Here is a 23,840-nt window from a genome sequence, read left to right as displayed (position 1 = left end):
CGGACTTCAACCAAACAACAAACTTAAATCACAAAAAGATAAATGGATAAAAAGTGGCAGGTGCAACCAGCCAAAACGAATCCATGCCAAATAGCGTGAGTGAACCTCAAATGTTTCGCGGCATAAAATGCAGCACCGACACTAAAACAAATACCGCCCGCGAATAAGAGCCATAAACCGCCTCCATCCACGTTTTTGTACAACGGATAAATGAGTACGACGACCAGCCATCCCATTAATAAATAGAGCGCCAGCGAGACTTTTGGAAATTTATGTTTGGCGACCCACTTAAAGATCAAACCAGAAAATGCAAGTGCCCAAATAATAATTGCGCCAGCAATTCCAACCCAGTCATCCAAAGCTACCAACATAAACGGCGTGTAAGTACCCGCAATTAGCAAATAAATGGCAGAATGATCAAGAAGTTTTAATTGTGGTCTTATCTCATGATGAGTAATCGCATGGTACAGAGTCGATGCTAACAGCATGAAAACCAACGTTGCTCCGTAAACGCTAACGCTCGCAATTGCCATAGCACCGTCAGCTCGCAGCACTAAAAAGACCAGTCCAACAATAGCGACGACAAACCCAATGCCATGAGTAATAACATTCAGCCTCTCTTCCGTCTTTGAATAATCGCTATTTTTAATCATCAAAACCTCACATTCCCAGTACAAGCCAAAGTAGATGATACACACTCAGCTTACACCTGTACACTTAAAGGTCCGACTTCTTCAAAAAATCTGCTTTCACAATCAATACTCTCCACTTCCAATTTTACATGCGCAAATGCGAGTCAAACACGAGCATTAAAATCAAAAGCTTCTTAAAATACACTTCAAAGATGGACTTTTAGTTTCACTTTCAACTATATTGCGTATTAAAATACTCTAAAAACAAACGAAATGATTGATCTATCTAACCACTTGCCTTTTCGGATCGCTGTTCTGAGTAACACGATAAAAAGAACGACCAGTGAAACATTTGTCGCCAATAGTTCCATGTCTCCACGCGATTGGCGAGTTTTGGTAATCATCGGTGTCTCCGAGAAGGCGACTGCCAGTATGATTGTCGAGATGACAGGAATGGACAAAGCGACTGTAACCCGAGCATGTCAGTCACTTGAAAAACAAAAGCTTATATATCGAAAAGCGCACCCAGAAGATAAACGCAGTACGCTACTGAGATTAACCCAGGTCGGTCAACAAGAATTTACCGAGCGGCTACCGCAGTTGAAAGCAAGCGATAAAGAATATCGTAGTCCACTGACCGAAGGAGAAGCCGCGATTTTCTTGGAGTTGATCAATAAATTACAAATACATGCAGACAAGAAGTTACAGCAATCAGAACTACTCAACCCCGTGTAGTTTCACTTGAAACAATAAGTATGGAGCTAAATATGCCACTAGTCACTCCTTTTGCTAGCGATCATGATTCTGAAGTAGCAGAGCTTGCTCGTTTTTTTAACGAAACTCTCGGCTTTTGCCCCAATAGCGTGCTAACAATGCAGCGCAGGCCGGCTATTGCAAAAGCGTTCATCGAGCTCAACAAATCAGTAATGGAAAATAAAGATCGTGTTACCAGCGAACAGAAGAGACTTATCGGATACTTAACCAGTGCCAATACTGGCTGCCGTTATTGCCAGGCGCACACTATTTTAGCGGCTCACCGCTACGGTGGCAGCGATGAGCGACTGGAAAACATCTGGAACTTTCGCCAGAGCGATCTATACACAGCGGGAGAGAAAGCTGCTTTTGAATTTGCACTGGCTGCCTCGAGTGTGCCAAACAGCGTTGACGAAAAAATAACTAAAGAACTCCATAAACATTGGAATGAAGGAGAAATTGTGGAAATACTCGGCGTTATCTCACTGTTTGGCTATCTCAATCGCTGGAATGACTCAATGGCTACCTCTCTGGAGAAAGGTGCTTTAGAAGCAGGAAAAACCTATCTTAAACAATCGGATTGGGAACAAGGTAAACACACATAGAATAAACAATTAGCTTTTCAAACCAGATCTCGCTCGAGTCAACTCTATGAGGGTTTGATCTCGAGCGCCCTTCTTACGACATGCTTGAAAATTAGCGTTGCTAATCATCGAGATATCTCATATAAGAACTTCTTGTCTAGCCAATGGATATTCTTGTAACTCGAAAAGCTTAATCTATACTCAATACATCAAGGTTTATTGGCTTAATAAAACATTGAATTTTACTTCACAATAAAAGTGCAGGAACCATATGAGACAGGACTGCAATGCCGAGACACTCTATTAGCCTATGAAAGACAATAAATTTGTAGCGCTTAAATCTTCTATTTTCAAAAAACAGACTCTACTAATTGTCTTTTTCTTTTGTGCAATTATTTCAACACTTCTATCTGGCATTGCTTTTTCTAACGACTTTTCTTGGAGCTGGATCGCCTATAGCACTGCGATTATTTCTGCCATTTTGTTTGTTATTTATTTCACTGGATTGATCAGTTTTGTATCTCACGAAGTCGCATTAATTCAAGCACAAACATCAACGCGAGAAAATCATATCAAAGAGTCACGTCAATCTACATCAAAGGAATTGATTGATATCATCACGATATGGATCAATATTATTGAGTCCATTCAAAATGACATGGAAAATTCAGTGACAGGAATCAGTCGCTGCTTTGATCAAATAATTTCTGGTATTAACAAGGTTTTTGATTCCACAAATAACAAAAACCAACAAGCTCAAAGCCAACAAGTCGCACACTCTCTAAACTCAGTAAAAGAACTATGTCAAATATACTTTGCCGATCATGATACCAAGACTAAAACAACTTCAAGTTTCTCTTCACAACTTCACGACATTCGAGAAGCAATGGAGTCGTCATTACTGAAACATCAAGAACTAAAAAAAATTGCTGATGAACTAAAAAAGACGATCAATTCATACGAAAATAAAAACACTTCTAATGATTCCAATAGAGTGTCGCTTGAAGCAATTGATGAACAAGTTTCAAACGTAATAAAGAGCATTGAAAAGGACAATCATACTTTTGAACAACTACTGAATAACTTTGTTTTATCTTTTCATCATCAATCTTCTGAATCCAGTTCGGAGCAACCTCATAATGTCATTGACACATTAAACCAATTTGAATCAACTTTAACTGAAATGGTTGATGAACATAACGCGCTGGAAGATCTTCAAAATATTATCTATCAAAATATCAATAAAACCGTTGAGCACATGCAGTTCCAAGATAGAGTCAGCCAGATACTACAGCATATTTCTGAATCACTAACCGATGCCGAATTATTTATCAAAGAAGATGTGACCTCTTCATCGAAGCATAATTTAAATATGGGAATATTAATCGAAAAATTGAAAGCTAGAGCTTCAACAGATACGGAAAGAGAACTTCTTGGTATCCAATCTGACTCTTCAAGTGATGATGAAAGTCTCACCTTATTTTAATTTCTTCTCAACGAGACTCGCTGGCTGACTTTATCTCTTCAATATCAATTGTTTTTAGTTGCTCAGAGGCTTTCCCCATCTGTAAAAGACTGGGCAAGAAGATCAAAGTAAATAGGGTACTAATACTCATTCCACCAACGATAACCGCAGCAATTCCTCGGTAAAGTTCAGCTCCGGCACCAGGAACTAATAGTAATGGTAACATCCCGCAAATACTGGTTAACGTGCTCATTAATATCGGACGCAAACGAAGTCGAACCGCTTGATGAACCGCTTCAACTCGCGGTAAACCTTCGGCTTCTCCAACACGGGTTTGATACACTAATAGAATCGCATTATTCACAACTAGACCGAGTAAAATAATAAAACCGATCATCGTGAGTAAATCGAGTGGCTGAAAAATAAATAAATTTGTTACTTGCAGCAAACCAATACCACCAATGGTGGCCAGAGGAATGGTTAAAACGACCAATAAGCTATCTTTAAAGGATCGAAACAGAGCAGACATCAATAAATATAAAATGATCAAAGCTAGGAAGAAACTTTGCCCCATATTCCCAAGTGCTTCGGTTAATGCTTCTGCGCTACCGCGATAATTAACACTTCCTGACTGCGACAAATTCGATAAAATTGCCGGCTCAGCTTTCTCTTTAATTACCACAATCGCTTCTTCAAGCGTAATGTTGTCTGGCGGTGTAACTTGTAAAGTAATGGTACGCTTTCGATTCACCCGGCGGATCGAACTCGGGCCAGCCGTACGCTCAATACTAACCAACTCTCCAAAAGGTTGCACTCCAGCCTCTGGGGTGTATAAAGGTATTTGCGCAAGTTCTTCCGGTGTGTCCCAATCCGTTGAGCGAATAAAAACATTGAGTCGCTTTTGGCCGTTAAAAAATTCACCAACGTATAACCCGGTCCCCAGTGCTTGTGAAATTGAAGAAACTTGTTGTCGTGTCCAACCAGCCTCTGCAATTCGTCTTTCAATAGGTTTCATTCTTAGTTCCGGTTCCGCCAGAGTTAATCCTGGAGATGGTTGTATTCGAGCCCCAGGAAGCGCTTCTGACACAGCACCAAAACCGACTCGCGCGGCTTGTAGCAACTCATCAACTTCATTTCCTTGAATATCAATATCAATTCGGCGACCACCGCCGAGATTTTCAAACAATTGCGCTTGTGACGCAAAAGCAATGGTATCGGGAAATCCGGCGAGTAATTCTTGATTCACTACTTGAATAATACGACTGATATCATTCGCCTCTTCCGCGCGACCTCCCATAAAGCCAAAGTTACCAAAAAAGCCCATCCAGGTATGATCAATTTTTGGCTCTTTCTCTCCTAACAAATAAGGCATTAAACGTCGATTTATCTCTTCGGTCATTTCAAATCGAGCAGCTGGATAGCTTAAGCCCGGCGGAGGTAAAATAAATGCTCGAAAAGAGTTTTGATTCCCTTTGGGCAAATAGTCAACTTTCGGAAATAGTAACCAGCTACCACCTATCGACACAAACATTAAACCCAGTACCCAAGACATACGTCGTCTAGGAGTACCCGTCAGAGCCATAATTTTTTCAGTAATTCCATGCCACCAATGAGCGTGCGGATCTTTTTGTTTAAACTCTTTTAATAACACTCTCGCCGCTGTTGGTAATACACTTACCGCAATCACTAAAGATGCAACGATCGCTACGGCTATTGTGATTGCCAAGTCCGCAAATAATTGACCAGACACTTCTTCTAAAAAAGCAATCGGCAAAAAGATAGCGACGGTTGTTGCTGTTGACGCTAACAAAGCTCCCCATACCTGAGTTGCTCCCAAAAAAGATGCCTGATTAGGCTCTTCACCTTTTTCCCGTAAACGAACAATATTTTCTAAAACAACAATCGCAGCATCCAGCACCATTCCAACAGCAAAGGCCAATCCCGCCATTGAAATTATATTTAGAGTGCGTCCAGCAGAATACATAACAACCAAAGTAATAATTATCGAGATGGGAATGGCAACCGCAACAATGAGCGTGGCTCGAAATTTTCTTAAAAACCACCAAAGTACGGCAATAGCCAAAAAAATCCCCAGTAATAAATTATTCTGCACCAAACTCATACTGCGTCCGATGTAAAGTGTTTCATCGTACATTTGAATTAACTGTAAGCCTTCTCTTTTTAGTGCTCCTTCATTTAATTCCTTCATTGCCAGTTTTAATCCGGCCATAACATCCATGACATTAACACCTTGCTCCGCCTGCGCGTTCATCGCAATAGCAGGTTCACCGTCTAATGTTAAGATCCCAACACGATCTTGCAGCTTTAATTCCACGTCTGCGACATCTGACAATAATATCGGTCGACCTTGCCGCCACTCTAACACCATGTCCTTCAATTGTTCCGCATCATATTTTCCGGAGTATCGTAAGGTATATTTCCGTCGTCCCACTTCATTAAAGCCAGCAGAAACATCGGTGTTATTGGTAAGCGTTGCCGCAAGTTCAGGAATGTTCATACCCAATCCTGCAACCTGATAAGGGTTAAAGGTAATGCGAAGTTCTGTCTGCAAGCCACCAAAAGCATTCGTTTGTGAAATTCCAGGTACACGTTCCATACGCGTCTGAACAACTTCTTCAACAAAATCTTGATAACTGACGATATCGCGCGTATTTCCCTCGGTTGGCTTTAGCGCAAACCAGGCAATGGCCGTGAAGGTTGAATTTCCACCAACCGCAATCACCGGTTCCGTCGCATCCGGCGGATAACTTGGCACTTGATTTAAGGCATTCATCACATCAATCAATGCTCTTTCTAAATTGATGCCTGTTCTGTACCTCAGCGTAATATTTCCTCGTCCCTGATCTGAAGACGACTCCAGAGTCATCAAACCCTGCAATCCTTTAAGAACATCTTCTTGACGTTCTATTATTTCTGCTTCCATTTCTTCGGGCGCAGCACCACGCCAATTAGTCGAAATGGTTATCATCGGTTGACTGATATCAGGCGTTAATTGAATTGGAATTTTGAAAACAGATATCAGCCCAAATAAAACCGCTAATAAAATACCAACAACAACCGCCGTTGGATTTTTTAAAGAAGCAGCGGTAACAATCATTGTTGGCCCGAAACTAAATTTGAATTGGATTGTTTTATTGCAACCGCTTGCCCAGGTTGAAGCCGTTCTGCTCCGCGAACAATGATTTTATCACCCAGTGCTACATTTCCTTTTATTTCAATAAATTCTCCGGAAGAAAGCCCGAGCTCCACCGGTATTTGTTCCGCGGTATTATCTTCGTTAACCCGAAAAACAAATGTCCCTTGCCGTCTTAAAACCAGAGCATCTCGCGGAACCGCAAGTGCTGTTTTCACTTTGCCGGTAACGACAGCTGCTTTCATGCTTAAACCGACAGGCCAATCTACATCTGACATATCCAACCGCACTTCCATTAAATGAGATTGCAAATTAGCAACAGGTACAACACTTTTAATTGGCGCACTACCCTTTCCTAACGAAGATTCAATGGCCAAATCTTTCACTTGCTGAACAAATCGATAAGCAGTAATTGGCGCAAATATTGACGCCTCTAAGTTCTCAAGCTGAACTAAACGCACAATGGCCGTGCCATTATTAATTAATTCACCAACACTGCTGAGTCGCTCCGCAATTAATCCATTAAACGGTGCTTTAACTTCCGTAAAAAGAAGATCTTGTCGTGTTTGAGCGAGTCTGGCTTTGGCAGCCTCAAGTTCCCCTTTTGCAATATCTCTCAGAGATATTGTTTCATCCAATGCGTTAGCTGCCGATAAATTCTTTTTAGCAAGCGCCGATTGACGTTTAACTTCAGCTACTTGGAAATCGTAGCGAGACTGCGCACTTTTAACAGAAGCGAGATTTTCATCCAATTGAATCTTCAGTCGTGTTCCATCAATCCTTGCAATAACATCGTCTTTCTTGAAAGTTGCACCAAGCGGAGCTATCCATTCAATCCTTCCCGACACTTCAGCAGAGATGTGAGAATTGTTTTGACTCACTACCGTGCCCGAGAACCAGCTTACAGGAGTTAACGACTGCTCTTTTGCTTCAACGACATTCACATTCGCCGGAGGCATTCCTTGACTGAACGCCTTCGCTAACGAAAGCAAAGAAATCCCTAGTAAAATAAATATTCGAGTTATCGCTATCATTATTTAAAATTTTTCGAAATTCAGATCCAGTATAGCTTACGCTTGCCCTATCGTATTGTCATATAAAGAAAAAACTAATTTGTTTGAAAATGTAAATGCAGACTTTGAACTAATTCAGAGAAAGTTAATTCTTATTGCATTAATCTCTGTTGCATTAACCGGTAAAATCATACAAGGGATATCATCATGAGATTAATAGCAGCAATTGGTGTACTATCGCTCATCACTGCCTGTGGCGACTCTTATAACGAGGATCGAGAAACATCTACCATTAACAAAAGCAATGCTCAAACCATCGTCAACCAAGCCATAACCGGCGATCAAAATTTAAGCATTGTGAGAGATACCCTTCCAAATGAAGGTAAAACAAATAATTTTTCAAATAAAAACAAGGCCATTGTCTACTGCGGTACCAATCCATTTGAAGATACCGGCAACGGCTCAATGGATATCAATTTATCAGGCACTCTGCCGGCAGATTACACGTTCGATATTGCATTTGATCAGTGTCAGTTTATAGAAACAACCACATTTAACGGCGGGTACACTTTTAATTTAAGCGGCGATGGCTTAATTGGCCCAATATTCGGTGAAGGTGAAAATACCATCACACAAACATTCGATAGCCTCTCTCTTGTAGAAACAACAACGCCTCTCGATTTATTAGCCGTTGGAACCGTCACGTCGAATAATAATTACACAGGAACAACTTTTACTTCCAATGACACTCTTAATTTAGAAATCGCCTACAATGAAACTGCTATCGCTTTTTCAGACTGGGTTAAAGTCATCGAATTAGATACAGAAGCATCATTGTTCACCATGACACTTAACGGCACTGTCGACATTAGTAGTCAAAATGGGGCATTTACTATTGCTACGCTAGAACCTCTCGTATTTGACGCCAATGGAGAAGCCGCAGAATTTATTATATCTGGGAAATTTCAACTAACCGCTGAAGATAATAGCTCAGTAATCGTCACGGTACTCGACTCGACACAAGTTCAACTTGATATTGATGAAAACGGAGATGGCATTATTGATGAAACATTAGTCATTGATATTGCCGATCTTAATCTACTCTCAATGATTGATTTAAACTGATCACTCAGCTTTGCAAAAAGAAAAGGCGAGCTAAGCTCGCCTTTTTTATTGCTCTCGAAAAATAGCAAAGTCTAAAATTTGCATTAAAAAATCACTAACGCTATCGAACGACTCCAGGTATTTTTGAGCTTTAAAATAGTGATGATACATTTTGTCCACTGCGCCATTTTCACCCAGCAATGACACAAAATTTTGTTTACCAAGATTTTTATCTTGTTTAACAGGCTTTCCTAAATTGGCCTCATTTCCAGTAACATCCAACAAGTCATCTTTAACTTGAAATGCAATTCCCAGGTGATAAGCAAATTGACATAATTTTTTTTGTGCCAGCTCATCATCGTCGGCAATAATGGCAGGGATCATCAAGCTAGCTTCAATAGCAAGTCCTGTTTTTAAATGACAAATCGTCTCTAATGTTTCCAAATCAAAGTTATTGGAGCCAGCTTGCAAATCCAATAGCTGGCCTTCACAGATTCTTTGAGTTGTTTTCGCTGAATATTCAATTGCTTTTAAAACAATTTTCGAATCTACACCACGAATTTGACTTTGAACCTCGACCGCTTTCATCATCAAAGATACCGCAGTCAGCTCGGCCGTCGCCTCACATTGGTAGCGCTTGTGCAAAGTGGGCTTTCCGCGTCGTAAATCGGCATTATCTTGCGTTGGCTTATCGTCAAAAATAAGGGACGATGTATGCATATATTCTAAAAGTTGAACAATTGGTTTCCACTGCGCCTCATGCAACTGATACATGTCGGTTGACAATTTATAAGCAATAATGGAACGCAATCGCTTTCCGCCATTGGTCAAACTATAATTGGCAGCGGTTACTAACTGATGTGGTAACTGCTTGGAGACTGGCTTGATAGGTATTGCCGACTCAACAATTTGCTTCGCTTGCTCAAACTGTAATTGAAATCTTTCTTTTCTATTTTGTTGTTGCTCAAAAAATTGGGCAACTTGTCGACTAAGAAACTTATCAAACCAGGCTACGTTCGAAGACATCATTACAATGGAATGCAGTTTCTCATCAAATTCTTTGTGCCCCGTATGCAAAAGCTTTTCTCTTAAATCGTTATATCGCTCTTTTCCAACAGCCCGTAAAACACTTCTATGAGCATTAATACTGCGTTCCAAAATCAAATATTTACTTTGTTGATGGCCTTTGTATAAGTTATTTATCAAATAAAACACAACAGACCAATAAACTCGATAGGGATTCACTGAGTTTTTATCATTAACGCCATACGTTAAATAATGAGTGTATGGAGTGACGTTATCATTTTTTAAGTCGTCATCGATATCTTTAATATCATCATTAAATTGATTGTAAATGCCAAAACAAAATGTTCGATGATCGAACGACTCATCGCTCGACTTAGCCAAAATATGACGGGCGATAAGCCGACACCCAGCAGACTTTAAAATCAGCGGCAAAAATAATGACTTGATATCGAGAGACTTACTATTGGCTAAAGAACGTGTTCTATCGATATCTTGAGCTTTAAAAAAAATGTAAGCCTGCTCAAAAAACTGCTGACTCTGTTCGGCTGGTTGGAGGTGACGAATCGTTTCAAAAGCTTCACGGAGTTCGCGATATATGAATTGCATTTGTGACTGAACTGTTGAGTCAAACGTTGGGCATTCAACAACATGACCGGTCAGTAATGATCGGTTAATCGCATCATTAAATACACGCTTATCTCGTTCACTGAGTACGTAATTGTCATCCAATAAATCATCAATAAATGGATAGGTTAAGCCATAGCAATAGCCCAGTCGAATCGCACTATCAAGCAGCTTCGCTCGTTGCTGCTCTGACACGGATTTTGGCAAGTCAACCATTTGATGCAAGACTACCCCGGCAATAATTTTAACCAACTTTCTCATGCCCTCAGTTGAATCAAGATTGTCAGGCATATTCGCTTGTGCGCCAGAGAGCTTATTCAGCAACCAGTTAAATGTCGACCCAATTCCATATTCTTTGGCTTTCTTACTCAAGTTTACCATTGAGAATGCAGAGTTTTGTTCTGAACTTTTTGAACTTTGCTGAATCAACCAACGCTGAAGGCGACGAACTAATCGATTTTTGTCTTTTGTTGCTTGATCGTCATGAAAGGAAATGCCTAGATCTCTCATTAGCAAATAGCTTACTGACTTATCAAGATACGTATTAAGCTGTTTGTCGGCTTGTAATCGCTGTATGAAAGACCAGGACTCAACATCAAGCTCCCATTCATTGACTTCTGAAACTCGCCCTTGAAAAAAGCGATTCCCTTGTCGATTTTTAGCCTCGTTCCACTGTGTAAACTCAACCAATAAATCATCGAAGGTACAATCAGTAGACGCAACTTTTAGAATTTTTAGTAGGTATTCGAGTGAATTTTGCTCGGCAATATAATAGCACTGAGGACTAATGTATAAATCACTTCGGCTGAGTGGTATTGGTTTGGCTTCTGCTGGGTTGGCATTCGATTCCAATCGACAACTCCTGATTTCCGTTAAACTAAGGTGCTTAGAGCACAAGCGTCATGGCGCAGTTAAGAAACTTGCAGCCATTATTTGGTTCTATTAACTACGACAGTCTCAGGCCTAAAGATTTTCTTTCAAACTTATGTTTTTACTCAATACTGAAACGTCTGTATTCACTGAGATAGACAACAAGCAATCAGCATACCAAAATTCATTACTCGTGAATTATTGACGTTAACCGCCTTTACATAAGATTCGATCGATCAATTTAAAACCAAAATCACTTGGTAAAGTTAACGACTAAATGACCATTCTCGCCACGTGAATCCAAAACGAGACGGATTTATTTCAGTAAAAACAGTGATGATGATGGTAAACGATACATCAATAAATATCTCGTTAATATATCTGCATTCAACCAATAAGGACCCATGCCTCAATTTGCTACATATCTGTCAAATATCTTTGAATGAGACAAAAAATGACCTAATTCACACCAAATTCACAACTGGAAGTTGTGAATTTGGTGTTCCTAACTACCAGAACACGCCAAAAATCATATTCTAACCCTCTGTTTTTTAATGCTTTTAGCAAATAATGTGACTTTCCAATCATTTGCACAGCAGTCACATCTCCAATTGCGTATAAAAAACAGAAAGTAGGATTGAATTCATAAACTGACGAGGTTGATGATGAGACGAGGCGACTTAGTACAATTAAATTCCGGTGGAACTAAAATGACGATTTTTAACTTTGTTAAAGATCTTCCAGATCCGAGTAAAGAGTACTACTTAAATGTCGGTGCCGAAGAAAACGACATCGTATGTAAGTGGTTCGTTGGTACAACATTAAAGAAAGAAGTCTTCAAGCCATCGATGCTGAAAAGCGTCTTTTAAACAATTTCAAAGCGCTGCTCTCGGGGCCAAACAACTCCCCTAGTTTTTGGCTCCGAGTGTTTCACTTTATTGGCAAACAAAGCCAACTTGGCAATTTATGAGCAAATGCTCAAATCATAGGCGAGTGCTGACGATTTCCACTTCTGCTCTCGTTACCTGATTCCCAATTCGTCAAGGTGCTGATTGCATTCTCTTAGAAAGAAACATATGGTTGAGTATTGTACTCACAAAAAACAACACACATTCTTTCAAGGGAGCTCAGCAAATGACCAAATCACTTTACTCAGCATTGTTCTTTGCGATTTTTTCAAACCTGACTTTGGGTGAAAGCTTAAAAGTAAATCCAGGACTTTGGGAAACCAAAATGACCCGAACAAACCCGATGTCTGGAGAACCTGTTACTGAAACAACGCAGGAATGCATTCATGAATCTGAGTTTAATCCAGCGCAACTCATGCGCGGTATGGATGGCTGTAAGCTTGTTAAAAATGATATCAGTGAGCATGCTGTAAAATTCAAAATGCAATGTGAGTCTCAAGGAACAACCTCTTCCGTAGAAGGTAACTATAAAGTAAAAAATGACCAAGGTTCGGGAGATATGCAAATTCAAATGACTATGATGGGTCAAACAATGAACATGTCGATGAAATGGCAATCGAAAAGATTGGGCGACTGCAAAAAAGGTTAAAGCCTTTTAATTGACATCACATTCAACTAAATTTCTGAGCGTGGATAGACTTTCGCTCAGAAATTAACGAGCAATTGAGCTGAGATAATTCAAAGCGTTTGAACCATTAGCAATCATCGCAAATCCATAATCCCTGTTATCGCTCTATTAAATATTCCCTCGCTTACCCAACTCTAATTGCGTTTTATCGCTAAACCTCAGAGATCATCCATTGATCAATGATTGTTTTCATTCCTACATTAGATGCGACCGGAAACAATAAGAGGGATTTACTATGAAACTTAATACACTTATCTTTTTACCATTAATGCTTCTTTCTTTAGCTAGTTTTGCCGATCCAATTCAAGATCTTTCAATGAAGCGCTATTCCGCTGGCTGGTACCCTAATTTTTATAAAGGCGAAGGACCTCTCACCTGCCCTCAGACTTGTGAGGTGTGGGCAAGAGCTCGAGCAGAAAGTGAAAGAAGTAATGACTTAGATGGGCAAACTCGCCGCACCAGTGTTTGTAAAGTCACTCGAGAAAAAGAGATTATACTCGAGCCTAAAAATGATCCGTATTCGCACTGGCTATATGGCAATCAATTTGACAGTTGGCCCGTGTGTCATGTTAGCACCATCGGCATTGAACCATTTCGGTCCGAATATTTCATGTGTCTTTGTGTTCGACCTGACGAATGTCAAAAACCCGATTTAATCGTATCAAAAATATACGATCCAGAATGGGATCATCCAAATCAAAGAAGCGTTGTTAAAGTGCTAATTGCTAACGTCGGAAACCAAGCTGCTTCGGGGTTTTACACACAGCTATCCGATCCAGGAACGGGTGCTAATACTTCCATTTACTCATCAGGATTACCGGCAGGAGGAACAGCGGTTTTGACTTTTTACTTCAACTATTGGGTTTTTGACCCTGATGCTGAACTCATTGCCTTTGTCGATTCATACAATCAAGTCGAAGAATGTAAAGAAGATAACAATCGATTAAGATATTTTAAACAGGGTTAATTTGAATTGAAATTTTCGGTCTGCTAACCACACGGGTAACTATTGACCCGTGTGGCTAATGCAAAAACTTATTTTTTAAACTAAGTTAGTTAAACTATTTTATATAACGTAATACGAAATTAATCATTGCCTCGAAATGAGCAGCGCGATGACTTTCATCATTTAAATAATAATCATCCTCATTTCTCTCATAGACTTCAACCACTTTTTTATGCTTTTTAAGAGCCTCTTGCATCAAAATTCCCTGATTATATTCAAGCTTTTCCTTTCCTTTTTGACCGTACATTAATAAGACTGGAACTTGCTGTTCATCAGCACGATTAACGAGTGAATATTTGTTCTTGCTTTCATCTTCATAATGAGAAAAACGTGCGGAGTCTGAAATGACGCAAGAAAATGTTTTAGGTGCCAAGAGCGATGCCTTAAAAGCACTTTGCGCGCCTCTGTCTTTACCCAAAATACAGACTTTTTGACTTATTTGCTTGTTCTTCTGTAAATAATCCACGGCATCAATCACGTCTTGCAAAATAGAGTCTTTATGAATCGGTCGGCCTAAGTTTTTAAATGCTTCACCAAACCCAGGTGTTCCACGATGATTCACTTGCACGACAGCAACACCATGGGCACTGATAAATTGCACTAAGGGATCAAAAGACCAACGCATTCTATTTTCATAGATGTTGGAATTAAAAATAACCACTGCCGGTGGTGGTGAACTGAGTGGTTTCTGAGGCAAAGTCGCATAACCTTGAATAGTCACTTCATCCAGCGAATCAAACTTAAAGGAATACGTTGTGTTAAGCTGCTTGGGTGCGATACTTTTCCTTTCACTGGCAACATAAACGAGCTTTTCCTTTCGATTTGCATCAAATAAATACCAAGTTGGTGCTTGAACATCACCATGAACAGTAATCAACGCTTTATTTGCTGTTTTGTACTGCCACTCGATGTCGATATGAAATCCTTTAAAGGTATCCAATAATCCAGCAATCACTTTTGCTCGTTGAGTTTCATTCGATGTCATTTTGTATTGGGGATACTCTCCCAACCAGCCATATCCAACGGGCTCTCCTTTTTTGGACAAAAACAATTGTTCAACACCGTACGAGTATTCGTTAAAAAAAGGGTCTAACTTACCTCGCTGTGGATCAAAGTAGCAAAAACTTCGAGTGTTATTACCGCAATAATCACTAACAATTGGTAATTCCTTTTCTAAATCAAAGTCGATTAACTCTAAATCGCGAGTCATACTCTTAGGCTCATAACGTTGCCACTTTCCAGCCTTTGGATGAAACTTCTCAAGGAATGCCTGCTTGTTCTCATAACTCACATTCCATAATTCATTAACACTATCAAAATATTTAAATTGTTGAGGCCGATATTCCATATCAATCCAACGTTCCAATCCGCCAGTATCAATATTCAATTTAAAGACGGAACTCGAATTTTTGTAATGAGTGCGGATTAAAATGTGTTCGGGATCCGAAGGCATGATTGAAATAACGTGAGGTTTACTTTGATGAGTCTGCCGTTTCTCTTTACTCACTTCATACCAATCTTGTCCCCGTTTTTGAATGGCTCGTTTTCCAAAAATAAACTTACCTTCTGAGTTATCAATATTTATGGCGTATAAGTCAGTATTGCGAAACTCACGGACTAAATCTCTAGCGCGCCGAACTTTTATGCGATGACTTTTTGATATTTTTCGATCGAAATCACTTCTTTTTTGATAGCTATTTTTAGTTTTCGACTCACTAGAAAGATCAACTATCAACCTCTCATCCGTTGCCCAATAAAACTGATTGAGTTCATTATCTTCTGGGAAAACTAATACGTTAACAGCTTTCATTGTTTTTGAATCGACGATCAGAATTTCTTTGCCGTCGTCGGTTTTCTTTAATAACCCGATGTGTTTACCGTCAGGAGATAAGGACACTTGATAATAATCCGGATCTTTTAATATCTCTTGCGGTTCAAAAGCAGCCAAGTGACTACTGAAAGCTAATCCAAAGAGACCAAGCAGCCCACCAATCAACATTCTCATAACAAAGCCTTTGTAATAAAAACTAGAATTTTATACCAAACAACAATCAATCGATCGCCAAAAAGCAACACTTCTCAGCTGTCTCACGAGAAAATTACCACACGAAACAACCATAGCCTAACACCTCAAAACTTTTAAACGTTAACGACTTCTCATAAAGATATTTTTACTGTACAATCCGCGACCGATGTCAGCATAACTCGTTGGACCTCTTCAAACGGCAAAAAGTTTGCCAGAGGAACTCGATATTTAATGCTGTAGCTTGTTCAACTTACTGGTAGTAACGCTCTTTATTTTATGCGACTGTTTATAAGTATTTTATTACTGGCTGTAGGTCAGCAGTGTTTAGCTTTTGGTCAAAATGGTCACCGTATTGTGGCTCACATCGCTGAACAAAACCTCAACAAAACAGCAAAAGAGCGCATATCCCAACTTATTCAAGGTGTCCCCCTTGCAAAACTGTCCACCTGGCCTGATGACATTAAGTCAGATGAGCGGTGGGACCACACGGGACCCTGGCACTATATTTCAATTGCCGACGACGAATCTTTCGGAGAGGTTGAAAGAAGTAAAGAGGGAGACATTCTGAAGTCCCTCAATCAGTCAGAAAAAACACTGTCTTCTCAAACCGCCTCTCCCCAAGAAAAATGGCAAGCTCTTGCCTTCTACGTTCACTTCGTCGCTGATATTCACCAACCTTTCCATGTAGGTCGTAAAGACGATCGCGGTGGCAACGACATAAAAGTCTCATGGTTCGGTAACTATTCTAATTTGCACCGAGTTTGGGATACCGACTTAATTAGAAATCAAAATATGTCGTACACAGAATACGCTGATTTTATCGACGATGTGTCACCTGACGTAATCAAACAATGGCAAAAATCGTCCTACATTGACTGGGCAAAAGAATCAAAAGAGCTGCGCGCAACACTTTATGATTTTCCTCAAGGTGGCAGACTGCATTATGAATTTGCTTATAAAAACACTCCAATAATAAATAAACGCCTGGCTCAAGCTGGCTTTCGCTTGGCAGCGAAACTCAACACATTATTTGGCGAGCAACAATAAATTTTGGAAATATGAATCTTTGAGGCGATCGCCTTTTGTCATTTTGTCCAGTTAAAGTAGGTGATGACCCAACCCAAAAGAGGTCTGGTGTCACAATTCTTTAACTTTGGCGAGATACCATACGCGACCGTTTTAATTATAACGATATGAAATACACAGTGTTAACAACAGGATAAATGATGAATAAGAAGCTTTCAGCAGTAGCGTGCGCCGTCGCTTTAGCGGTTTCCACGCCAAACTTCGCAGCGAGCGACACCTCTTCGTCGATTCGTGGGATTATCTTAAACCCCACGGGTAATGGTGCACCAAACACAACCATTACGATTCGACATGAACCTACAGGTTCAGAGAAAGTCGTCAAACCTAACGATGCCGGTTCTTTTGTCGTTTCAGGTCTACGTGTTGGTGGTCCTTACACCATTGTTATTGATTCTGACACTTACCAAGACAAAGAGTTAACTGACGTCTATTTAGAAGTTGGCAGCCCGCTGCAAATCAATGAACAGCTTCTTTCGACTGATGATGCTAATAAAGTTGTTATCACCGCTTCTCGTTCTGACTTCCGTTATCCTAATAGTGGTTCAAGTAGTGTGTTCAGTGCTCGTGATATCGAGAACTCACCCTCCTTTGGCCGTGATATCAAAGACGTTCTTCGTAGAAATCCATTAGTTAATATTGGGTTCGGTGAAGGCTCAGGCATGAGCATTGCGGGTAACAATCCACGTTTTAACAGTATTAGTGTTGACGGTGTTCGCCAAGACGATGACTTCGGGCTAGGTGCTAGCGGTTATCCGACTCTTCGTTCACCAGTGTCTATCGATGCAATTGAGCAAGTCAGTATTGCTACCAACCCTTTCAATGCTGCAGAAGGTGGTTTTACCGGCGGTAAAATCAGTCTTGTTACTAAGTCGGGTACTAATGATTTCGAAGGCAGCGCGTTTTTCGAAAAAGCTGACGGCGACTGGACAGGCGATCCGAAAGAAGGCTCAATTGAAAACCTAGACGAGCAAACTTGGGGATTTGGCTTAGGCGGTCCAATAATTGAAGATAAATTATTCTACTACTTCAATTACGAAAATTACGAAAGAAATCAAGATCCAGCTTTATTTCCAGAAGATGGAACTCGTCAGGAAGAGATTCTGGAAGAATTAATCAGTTACACTCTAGGCACGTATGGCTTCAACGCCGGACGATGGGATAAATCGCCAGTAGAAGAAGACCAAAAAATTCTTCTTAAAATTGATTATGACATCAACGAATTCCATCGTATGTCTTTCACCTATCAAAATACTGACGGTGAAGTCACCGTTGGCTGGCCTCGAAGCAATAATGCCGACGCTGCATTTGATCTATCGTCAAACTGGTACACTCTAGGTAATGAGCTTACTAGTTTCTCAGCACACTGGTATGCTGATTGGACAGAAAATTTCTCGACTGAAATCAAAGTTACCAGCAAAGAATCTGACAATCTTCAAAAGCCATTAAACGGCACCGGCATTGGTTCGGTTTCTATTGCCCAATTAGATTATGTCGATGAATTCGGTCGTCCTTTAGATGCAGATGGTAACTTAGTTTCTGACTCAGGTAACCCACAGCTTATTTACGAGAGACGCGTTAACTTTGGCCCGGACCGTAATCGCCATGCCAATAACTTATTTAACGATATGGTGTCGTTTAATTTTGACGGCCAGTACTTATTCGAAGAGCACACGCTAAACTTTGGTTGGCAGCACGAAGAACTCGACGTCTTTAATATTTTTGTTCCTGATTCTTTAGGTACTTGGGAATTTGACAGTATTGGTGATTACTACCGAGGTTTAGCCTCTGGATTTGCATATCAAAACGCCGATACGAATAATTCAGCTGACGCTGCCGCAGACTTCGAGTACACCTTTGATAACTTTTATATTCAAGATACTTGGGATTACAGCCTAGACCTTCAATTCATGTTTGGAGTTCGTTTCGAGCATATTCACTCGCCGGACCGTCCACGTTATAACGCGCGATTTGTTGAACGATATGGCTTTGCCAATAACGAAAGTCTCGATGGCGAAACACTTTGGCTACCGCGAATGAGCTTAAAGTACACAGGATTTGAAGATCTTGAACTACGAGCTGGCGGTGGTATCTTTAGTGGCGGTCATCCACGCGTTTGGATGTCGAATGCATTCACCAACGACGGTGTAACCATTGTTCGTCCGCTATTAAGCGACCTTAACTCAAACGTTTACTTGAATGATGTTAATATCACAGAGATACCACAAGAAGTGCTTGATTTAATGGAGTCTGGCGACGGAAATACGACAGCTATCGATCCAAACTTCGACATTCCAAAATACTGGCAATACAGCTTTGCTGCCGATTGGATCAATGTTGACATGGGTTGGTTAGGTGAAGACTGGGATCTATCTGGAGAAGTTATCTACAAAGACAACTTCAAAGACGTTCGCTGGGTTGATTTAGCTCGCGGACAATTAGGTGAAACCGTTGAAGGTCGACCCATTTATGGTCGCTACGATCCCGTGACTGGAAATCCTGACCACTACGACATCTTAATGACCAATGGTGACGGTGGAGAGAGCTTAGTTACGACTTTATCTGCCTTTAAATCTTGGGATAACGGTGTGAAATTAAACGTTTCTTATACCAATCAAGATGTTGAGCAACTCGTTGCTGGTTCCAACTCTACCGCTGAATCAAGCTATCAATATACAGTGGTTGTTGATCGTCAAAATCCACAAGCGGCGACAGCTTCGTATCAAACAGAACACGCGCTTAAAGTTAACTTAGATTACAGTGCTGAGCTCTTTGAAGGTTATAAAACTCACTTTAACTTATATTTAAAACGTTCTTCTGGGCGTCCTTACAGCTGGGTAATGGGTTCATTCCGCGATGGTGACCTTGGTGATCCAGATGCCTTCGATGATTCAGACAGCTACTTACCTTACATTCCATCAGGTGCCGACGATCCAGCCGTCGACTTTGTTAACGGCTTGAGCTACGAAGAAATTGTTGCGCATCTTCAAGCGAATGGCATTTCAACTCGCGGCGGATATTTACAGCGAAATGCTTACCGAAGCCCTTGGAATACCGTTTCAAATTTAGCGATACGTCAAGAAATTCCGGGATTCACACGCGATCACAAAGGCGAATTCTACTTCACTATCGAAAACTTATTGAATTTGCTTGATAGCTCTAAAGGCGACATTTACTACAACCGATTCGGTGATACGACGCAAATTTTGTTCGATTATGACATCAACGAAGACGGTCAATACGTTTATGACGAGCCTTTCGGTGGTTATCGTTTTGGAAACCCAGCAACTTACCGTGCTGACAAATCAGTATGGCGTTTGAAAGCTGGATTCAAATACAAATTTTAATGAAATTTCAAACGCAGGAGTTAGCTCCTGCGTGAAGTAAATACGATTGGGATAAACATTATGTTATTAAATAAATCTATACTTGTTGCCGGATTATTGGCACTGACAAGTCAAGTAGCGACAGCTGCTGAGTCTGAGATTTACTCAGAAGACTTCGAAGCCATCGATACCTGGACATTCACTACTGTAAACTTAAGCAGTAATGAAAACTGGGAAGCCAGCTCTTTTGGTGAGCGCACTTTCGCACGAATTTCAGGATTCCAAGCAGATGCTAATTCAAACGATTGGTTAGTTTCATCTTCGATTGATTTAACAGCTTTAGAATTTGAATACGCTTATTTTCAATTCGATTCAGCAAAAAGATACGATGGTGATCAACTTAAAGTTTTAGTTTCAACAGACTACTCAGATAATGTTGAGACCGCGACCTGGGTTGACTTAACTGATACCGCTATTTGGTCAACAGGTAACTTTGCCTGGGCTGATTCAGGTAAGTTAGATGTCAGCGAATACATTGGTGAGTCAATTACTATTGCTTTCCAATACACATCGACGCCCTCTTTCGCGGCAATCTGGGAAGTGGACGAGTTTAAGGTATTCACTACAGACGAAAACCCAAGCACTGAGTTTTTCTATCTTGAAGAATTTGAAGGCAGCACACTTGGTCAATGGACCGATGTTAGCTTAGCAAGTAACAGAGATTGGGCTCGCAGTTCTTTCGACGGTAACGGATTTGCACGTATTTCAGGTTATCAAGGTGACGAGTTCTCAAATGACTGGTTGGTTTCTCCAACGTTCGACATGAGCACTGGTTCTTATCCTTATTTCCAATTCGATAGCTCAAAAAATTTCGATGGCGATGTCATTAATGTTTTTTACTCAACCGATTACACAGATGATGTTGAGACCGCTACCTGGATCGAAGTAACAGACTCCGTAAGTTTGTCACAAGGTGGCTATGAGTGGGTTGAGTCAGGACGCGTTGATTTGTGGAAATTAATCGTTGATGAAAATGGCGACCGTGATACCACCGCTTTAGAAAACGTAACTATCGCTTTCCAATACACCAGTTCAGAAGCCGGTGCTTCAACTTGGCAATTAGACAACATTGAAATCGGTAGTCAACCGCTTGGTGTTATCAATCAAACAGAACAATCGTCTCCTTCCATTTCAAGCTACGATGACGGCTTAAATGACTGGATTCCAGTTAGCTTGTCTGGCTCAAAGCAATGGGCAGAGAGTTCATTTGGTGGTGCAAACTTTGTTTCTATGTCTGGTTTTAGAGATGATGCAGACTCAAACGATTTATTCGTTTCACCTGTTTTCGATATGAGCAACTTCCAAGAGCAAACGATTAGCTTTTATAACGCCACTAACTTTACTGGTCCACAATTAAAGTTATTCGTTACGACCGATATTGAACAAGGTGTTGAAACACCGTATGTTGATGTCGTTAAAGCTAACTGGGTAGACATCTCTGATCGTGTCATATGGTCAGAAGGCGGTTATGACTGGGTGTTCTCTGGAACAATTGATGTCTCTGATATAGTGTCAGGTGAAGCCGTATTTGCTTTTCAGTACACCTCTGACGATACAGGTTCTGCGACATGGCAGCTCGACCATGTGAATATTGGCGGTGTTGTTGAGACTCGAGCTGAAGAGTCAAACTTCACAACTTACACAATCGAAGAATTTGACGGAACCTTTGGTAACTGGTCTGCAGTCAATTTAGCTAGCGACAAAGACTGGGAGTTAAGCTCTTACATCGAGAAAACATTCGCAGAAATCTCTGGTTTCCGCGGCGATGTATTCTCTGATGACTGGTTAGTTTCTCCTACAATTGACACAACTCTAGTTGATTGGGATGAAGCCTTCGTTGAATTCATTTCTGCACGTAACTATGGTGGTGATGATCTTAAACTACTTATCTCTACTGACTACAGTGGCGATGTAAGTACAGCAACATGGACTGATATTTCAGACAGAGCCGATTGGTCAGCTGGCAGCTGGGAATGGGCAGAGTCAGGTGAAGTTGATATTACAGACTTCATTGGTGGTAACATCACAGTCGCTTTCCAATACACCAGTTCTGACGCAGGTTCTGCTACCTGGAGAATTGACTATGTGCGCATCGTTGAAAAGGACGATGGGTTCTCTGACGTTCCATTTGAAGTGAAAGACACATCAGGTGGTGCATTAGGTCTCTATGGTCTACTACTTCTTATCGTTGCCGGTGCACGACGCCGCTTTGCATAAAAAAAATTAGTGATCGAAATAAAAAAGCCACTCATATGAGTGGCTTTTTTATGAATTATTATTAATCTGATTATTTTTGATTTTATTGGGGGCTAATAGAACTCATTTAGACTTTGTAAAAAATTATTGAGGATCTAAACTCTTGCTTCTCTCCTCTTCCACATCCCAGTAGGTCACATCCAAATGAGTAATTAAATACACCTCATCCGACAGTCGTTTTACCGCTTTAATCATCTTGATACACATACAACCTCCAAACTCAGCTTGGTATCACCTTTAAACAATGAAAAATCTGTGCCAATTTAAAACAGGTTCTAACTCACTGATTGTTGGTGTTTATAATCGCTCAATCTTCATAAAATGAATCTTTTTGGTGCTTAATCCACGCAATAGGTGCAAATTCAATAAACTCTAAAAACCAAGGGTTATTCAAATTAATATTTATAAATAATGACATTACGGTAGGTAAAGTCATTTATGAAGACTGAAAACCGAAAAGCTCTCCTACTCAGAAAAAGCATTAAATTCAAATGCTATTATTCATCAATATACTTTATTGCCACACCAGTTAAGACAAGAGCATTATATTCATCGTATTCATAAGGCTGATAATGAGGATCATCCGAAGTAGAAAAATTATCGATTAGTGACAAAGCGAGAGATCCTTCTCTTCTTATTTCACGAGTTGTTTCTAAATTAATAACTGCATCAGCACCAAGTGACTGCGCTTTTAACTTTATCCTTTCAATAAGTTTTGGTGTACGAGAACGTTGTTTGCCTCGAACTCGAAGAAAAGCTATCTGCTCGTACTTTCTTTCTTCGTGGAACTCACCAAAATAAATATCCACTTTCCTTGTTGGGGAATAACTTTCACCTATAGGGGTAATTTCAGTATCAATTTTATTTCCCACCATACAGCCTGATAAAAACAAAAAGCCGACAACTACAGTGAAGGATTTACTTATGTTCATAACACTTCTACTTCTTCAATAATAACGAAAATCTAAAAATCAAATTGAGCCACTCTCTCGAAGGCTTCTCAGAGTATCAAAAGCCCATATTATTGATATTAACTAAAATACCTGAATCAAATTTTTCAAATGAAAGTTCGAGAAGATTGGCCTGGTTAAGGAAAGCTATTATAGGGTTGGAGCCTGAACTCAAGATTAACTATGAAGGACTAACTTTTAGTTTCAACTACCTGGAATTCAGCCAGCTGTGCAAAAGTCGATAATTGAAATACCGACCTATCAATAAATAATGAATAGATAACGACGATTATTCTTTCAACTTATAAAAAA

Annotated in this window: 17 protein-coding genes; 10 read left to right on the top strand and 7 right to left on the bottom strand. The window is 40.2% G+C overall.

All coding sequences use genetic code 11. The annotated features are described in order from the left end of the window. Positions 1–23: 23 nt before the first annotated feature. Entirely contained in the window at positions 24–653 is a 630-nt protein-coding gene (trhA, locus tag FAX86_RS21115; protein ID WP_144395487.1) for a PAQR family membrane homeostasis protein TrhA, read from the bottom strand. 252 nt (positions 654–905) lie between these two features. Here trhA and FAX86_RS21110 point away from each other — a divergent pair, with 252 nt between their 5' ends. The 3 genes from FAX86_RS21110 (at position 906) to FAX86_RS21100 (ending at position 3,455) form a co-directional block, all read left to right on the top strand. Next, positions 906–1,367: a MarR family winged helix-turn-helix transcriptional regulator gene (locus tag FAX86_RS21110; protein ID WP_144395486.1), complete on the top strand. Its 462-nt coding sequence runs from the start codon at positions 906–908 to the stop codon at positions 1,365–1,367. Positions 1,368–1,399: 32 nt separating this feature from the next. Beyond that, on the top strand, positions 1,400–1,990 hold the full coding sequence (locus FAX86_RS21105) for a carboxymuconolactone decarboxylase family protein (RefSeq protein ID WP_144395485.1): 591 nt from the start codon (positions 1,400–1,402) through the stop codon (positions 1,988–1,990). Between the two features lie 289 nt (positions 1,991–2,279). Beyond that, positions 2,280–3,455, top strand: a complete 1,176-nt coding sequence (locus tag FAX86_RS21100; RefSeq protein WP_144395484.1) for a hypothetical protein — start codon at positions 2,280–2,282, stop codon at positions 3,453–3,455. A 7-nt stretch (positions 3,456–3,462) separates the two neighbouring features. Here FAX86_RS21100 and FAX86_RS21095 read toward each other — a convergent pair whose 3' ends face one another. Both FAX86_RS21095 and FAX86_RS21090 read right to left on the bottom strand, forming a co-directional pair. Beyond that, a complete protein-coding gene (locus FAX86_RS21095) occupies positions 3,463–6,552 on the bottom strand; it encodes an efflux RND transporter permease subunit (protein WP_144395483.1) in 3,090 nt (1,029 codons plus the stop codon). After that, positions 6,549–7,580 carry an efflux RND transporter periplasmic adaptor subunit gene (locus tag FAX86_RS21090; RefSeq protein ID WP_164503700.1) on the bottom strand — a complete coding sequence of 344 codons (1,032 nt, stop codon included), beginning with the start codon at positions 7,578–7,580 and terminating at the stop codon, positions 6,549–6,551. The genes FAX86_RS21095 and FAX86_RS21090 overlap by 4 nt, the downstream gene beginning before the upstream one ends. Before the next feature lie 228 nt (positions 7,581–7,808). On the opposite strand from FAX86_RS21090, the gene FAX86_RS21085 reads away from it, so the two are divergent. Further along, positions 7,809–8,726 carry a hypothetical protein gene (locus FAX86_RS21085; protein WP_144395481.1) on the top strand — a complete coding sequence of 306 codons (918 nt, stop codon included), beginning with the start codon at positions 7,809–7,811 and terminating at the stop codon, positions 8,724–8,726. 45 nt (positions 8,727–8,771) lie between these two features. Here FAX86_RS21085 and FAX86_RS21080 read toward each other — a convergent pair whose 3' ends face one another. Next, a complete protein-coding gene (locus tag FAX86_RS21080) occupies positions 8,772–11,207 on the bottom strand; it encodes a polyprenyl synthetase family protein (protein WP_144395480.1) in 2,436 nt (811 codons plus the stop codon). A gap of 680 nt (positions 11,208–11,887) precedes the next feature. Here FAX86_RS21080 and FAX86_RS21075 point away from each other — a divergent pair. The 3 genes from FAX86_RS21075 to FAX86_RS21065 all read left to right on the top strand — a co-directional run bounded on the left by FAX86_RS21075 (position 11,888) and on the right by FAX86_RS21065 (position 13,788). Further along, on the top strand, positions 11,888–12,094 hold the full coding sequence (locus FAX86_RS21075) for a DUF2158 domain-containing protein (RefSeq protein WP_144395479.1): 207 nt from the start codon (positions 11,888–11,890) through the stop codon (positions 12,092–12,094). A gap of 265 nt (positions 12,095–12,359) precedes the next feature. After that, positions 12,360–12,782: a DUF3617 domain-containing protein gene (locus FAX86_RS21070; protein ID WP_144395478.1), complete on the top strand. Its 423-nt coding sequence runs from the start codon at positions 12,360–12,362 to the stop codon at positions 12,780–12,782. Between the two features lie 274 nt (positions 12,783–13,056). Then, the gene (locus FAX86_RS21065; protein ID WP_144395477.1) at positions 13,057–13,788 is read left to right on the top strand and encodes a CARDB domain-containing protein; all 732 of its coding nucleotides are present in this window, start codon (positions 13,057–13,059) and stop codon (positions 13,786–13,788) included. A 94-nt stretch (positions 13,789–13,882) separates the two neighbouring features. On the opposite strand, the gene FAX86_RS21060 is transcribed toward FAX86_RS21065, so the two are convergent. After that, positions 13,883–15,832, bottom strand: a complete 1,950-nt coding sequence (locus FAX86_RS21060; protein ID WP_144395476.1) for an alpha/beta hydrolase family protein — start codon at positions 15,830–15,832, stop codon at positions 13,883–13,885. Positions 15,833–16,129: 297 nt separating this feature from the next. Between FAX86_RS21060 and FAX86_RS21055 the strand changes: the two genes are divergently transcribed. From FAX86_RS21055 to FAX86_RS21045, 3 genes are all read left to right on the top strand, one after another. After that, complete coding sequence (locus FAX86_RS21055; protein ID WP_144395475.1) at positions 16,130–16,900, top strand: S1/P1 nuclease; 771 nt, start codon at positions 16,130–16,132, stop codon at positions 16,898–16,900. 179 nt (positions 16,901–17,079) lie between these two features. Continuing rightward, complete coding sequence (locus tag FAX86_RS21050; protein WP_205859273.1) at positions 17,080–20,283, top strand: TonB-dependent receptor; 3,204 nt, start codon at positions 17,080–17,082, stop codon at positions 20,281–20,283. 60 nt (positions 20,284–20,343) lie between these two features. Then, positions 20,344–22,539: a choice-of-anchor J domain-containing protein gene (locus tag FAX86_RS21045; RefSeq protein WP_144395473.1), complete on the top strand. Its 2,196-nt coding sequence runs from the start codon at positions 20,344–20,346 to the stop codon at positions 22,537–22,539. Between the two features lie 123 nt (positions 22,540–22,662). Here FAX86_RS21045 and FAX86_RS22825 read toward each other — a convergent pair whose 3' ends face one another. Further along, positions 22,663–22,785, bottom strand: coding sequence for a hypothetical protein (locus FAX86_RS22825; RefSeq protein WP_281286454.1), 123 nt, complete (start codon positions 22,783–22,785; stop codon positions 22,663–22,665). Between the two features lie 290 nt (positions 22,786–23,075). Continuing rightward, positions 23,076–23,510, bottom strand: coding sequence for a hypothetical protein (locus tag FAX86_RS21040; RefSeq protein WP_144395472.1), 435 nt, complete (start codon positions 23,508–23,510; stop codon positions 23,076–23,078). Positions 23,511–23,840: the final 330 nt, after the last annotated feature.

Source organism: Pleionea sediminis, from assembly GCF_007570825.1.
In the GTDB taxonomy this organism is placed as follows: Bacteria; Pseudomonadota; Gammaproteobacteria; order Enterobacterales; family Kangiellaceae; genus Pleionea; species Pleionea sediminis.
This window is presented reverse-complemented; position numbering and strand designations above follow the sequence as displayed.

Excerpts from the sequence above, each read along its gene's own strand:
- trhA (WP_144395487.1), bottom strand. The coding sequence starts at position 653 with ATGATTAAAAATAGCGATTATTCAAAGACGGAAGAGAGGCTGAATGTT.
- FAX86_RS21110 (WP_144395486.1), top strand. The coding sequence starts at position 906 with ATGATTGATCTATCTAACCACTTGCCTTTTCGGATCGCTGTTCTGAGT.
- FAX86_RS21105 (WP_144395485.1), top strand. The coding sequence starts at position 1,400 with ATGCCACTAGTCACTCCTTTTGCTAGCGATCATGATTCTGAAGTAGCA.
- FAX86_RS21100 (WP_144395484.1), top strand. The coding sequence starts at position 2,280 with ATGAAAGACAATAAATTTGTAGCGCTTAAATCTTCTATTTTCAAAAAA.
- FAX86_RS21095 (WP_144395483.1), bottom strand. The coding sequence starts at position 6,552 with ATGATTGTTACCGCTGCTTCTTTAAAAAATCCAACGGCGGTTGTTGTT.
- FAX86_RS21085 (WP_144395481.1), top strand. The coding sequence starts at position 7,809 with ATGAGATTAATAGCAGCAATTGGTGTACTATCGCTCATCACTGCCTGT.
- FAX86_RS21075 (WP_144395479.1), top strand. The coding sequence starts at position 11,888 with ATGATGAGACGAGGCGACTTAGTACAATTAAATTCCGGTGGAACTAAA.
- FAX86_RS21070 (WP_144395478.1), top strand. The coding sequence starts at position 12,360 with ATGACCAAATCACTTTACTCAGCATTGTTCTTTGCGATTTTTTCAAAC.
- FAX86_RS21065 (WP_144395477.1), top strand. The coding sequence starts at position 13,057 with ATGAAACTTAATACACTTATCTTTTTACCATTAATGCTTCTTTCTTTA.
- FAX86_RS21060 (WP_144395476.1), bottom strand. The coding sequence starts at position 15,832 with ATGAGAATGTTGATTGGTGGGCTGCTTGGTCTCTTTGGATTAGCTTTC.
- FAX86_RS21055 (WP_144395475.1), top strand. The coding sequence starts at position 16,130 with ATGCGACTGTTTATAAGTATTTTATTACTGGCTGTAGGTCAGCAGTGT.
- FAX86_RS21050 (WP_205859273.1), top strand. The coding sequence starts at position 17,080 with ATGAATAAGAAGCTTTCAGCAGTAGCGTGCGCCGTCGCTTTAGCGGTT.
- FAX86_RS21045 (WP_144395473.1), top strand. The coding sequence starts at position 20,344 with ATGTTATTAAATAAATCTATACTTGTTGCCGGATTATTGGCACTGACA.
- FAX86_RS22825 (WP_281286454.1), bottom strand. The coding sequence starts at position 22,785 with ATGTGTATCAAGATGATTAAAGCGGTAAAACGACTGTCGGATGAGGTG.
- FAX86_RS21040 (WP_144395472.1), bottom strand. The coding sequence starts at position 23,510 with ATGAACATAAGTAAATCCTTCACTGTAGTTGTCGGCTTTTTGTTTTTA.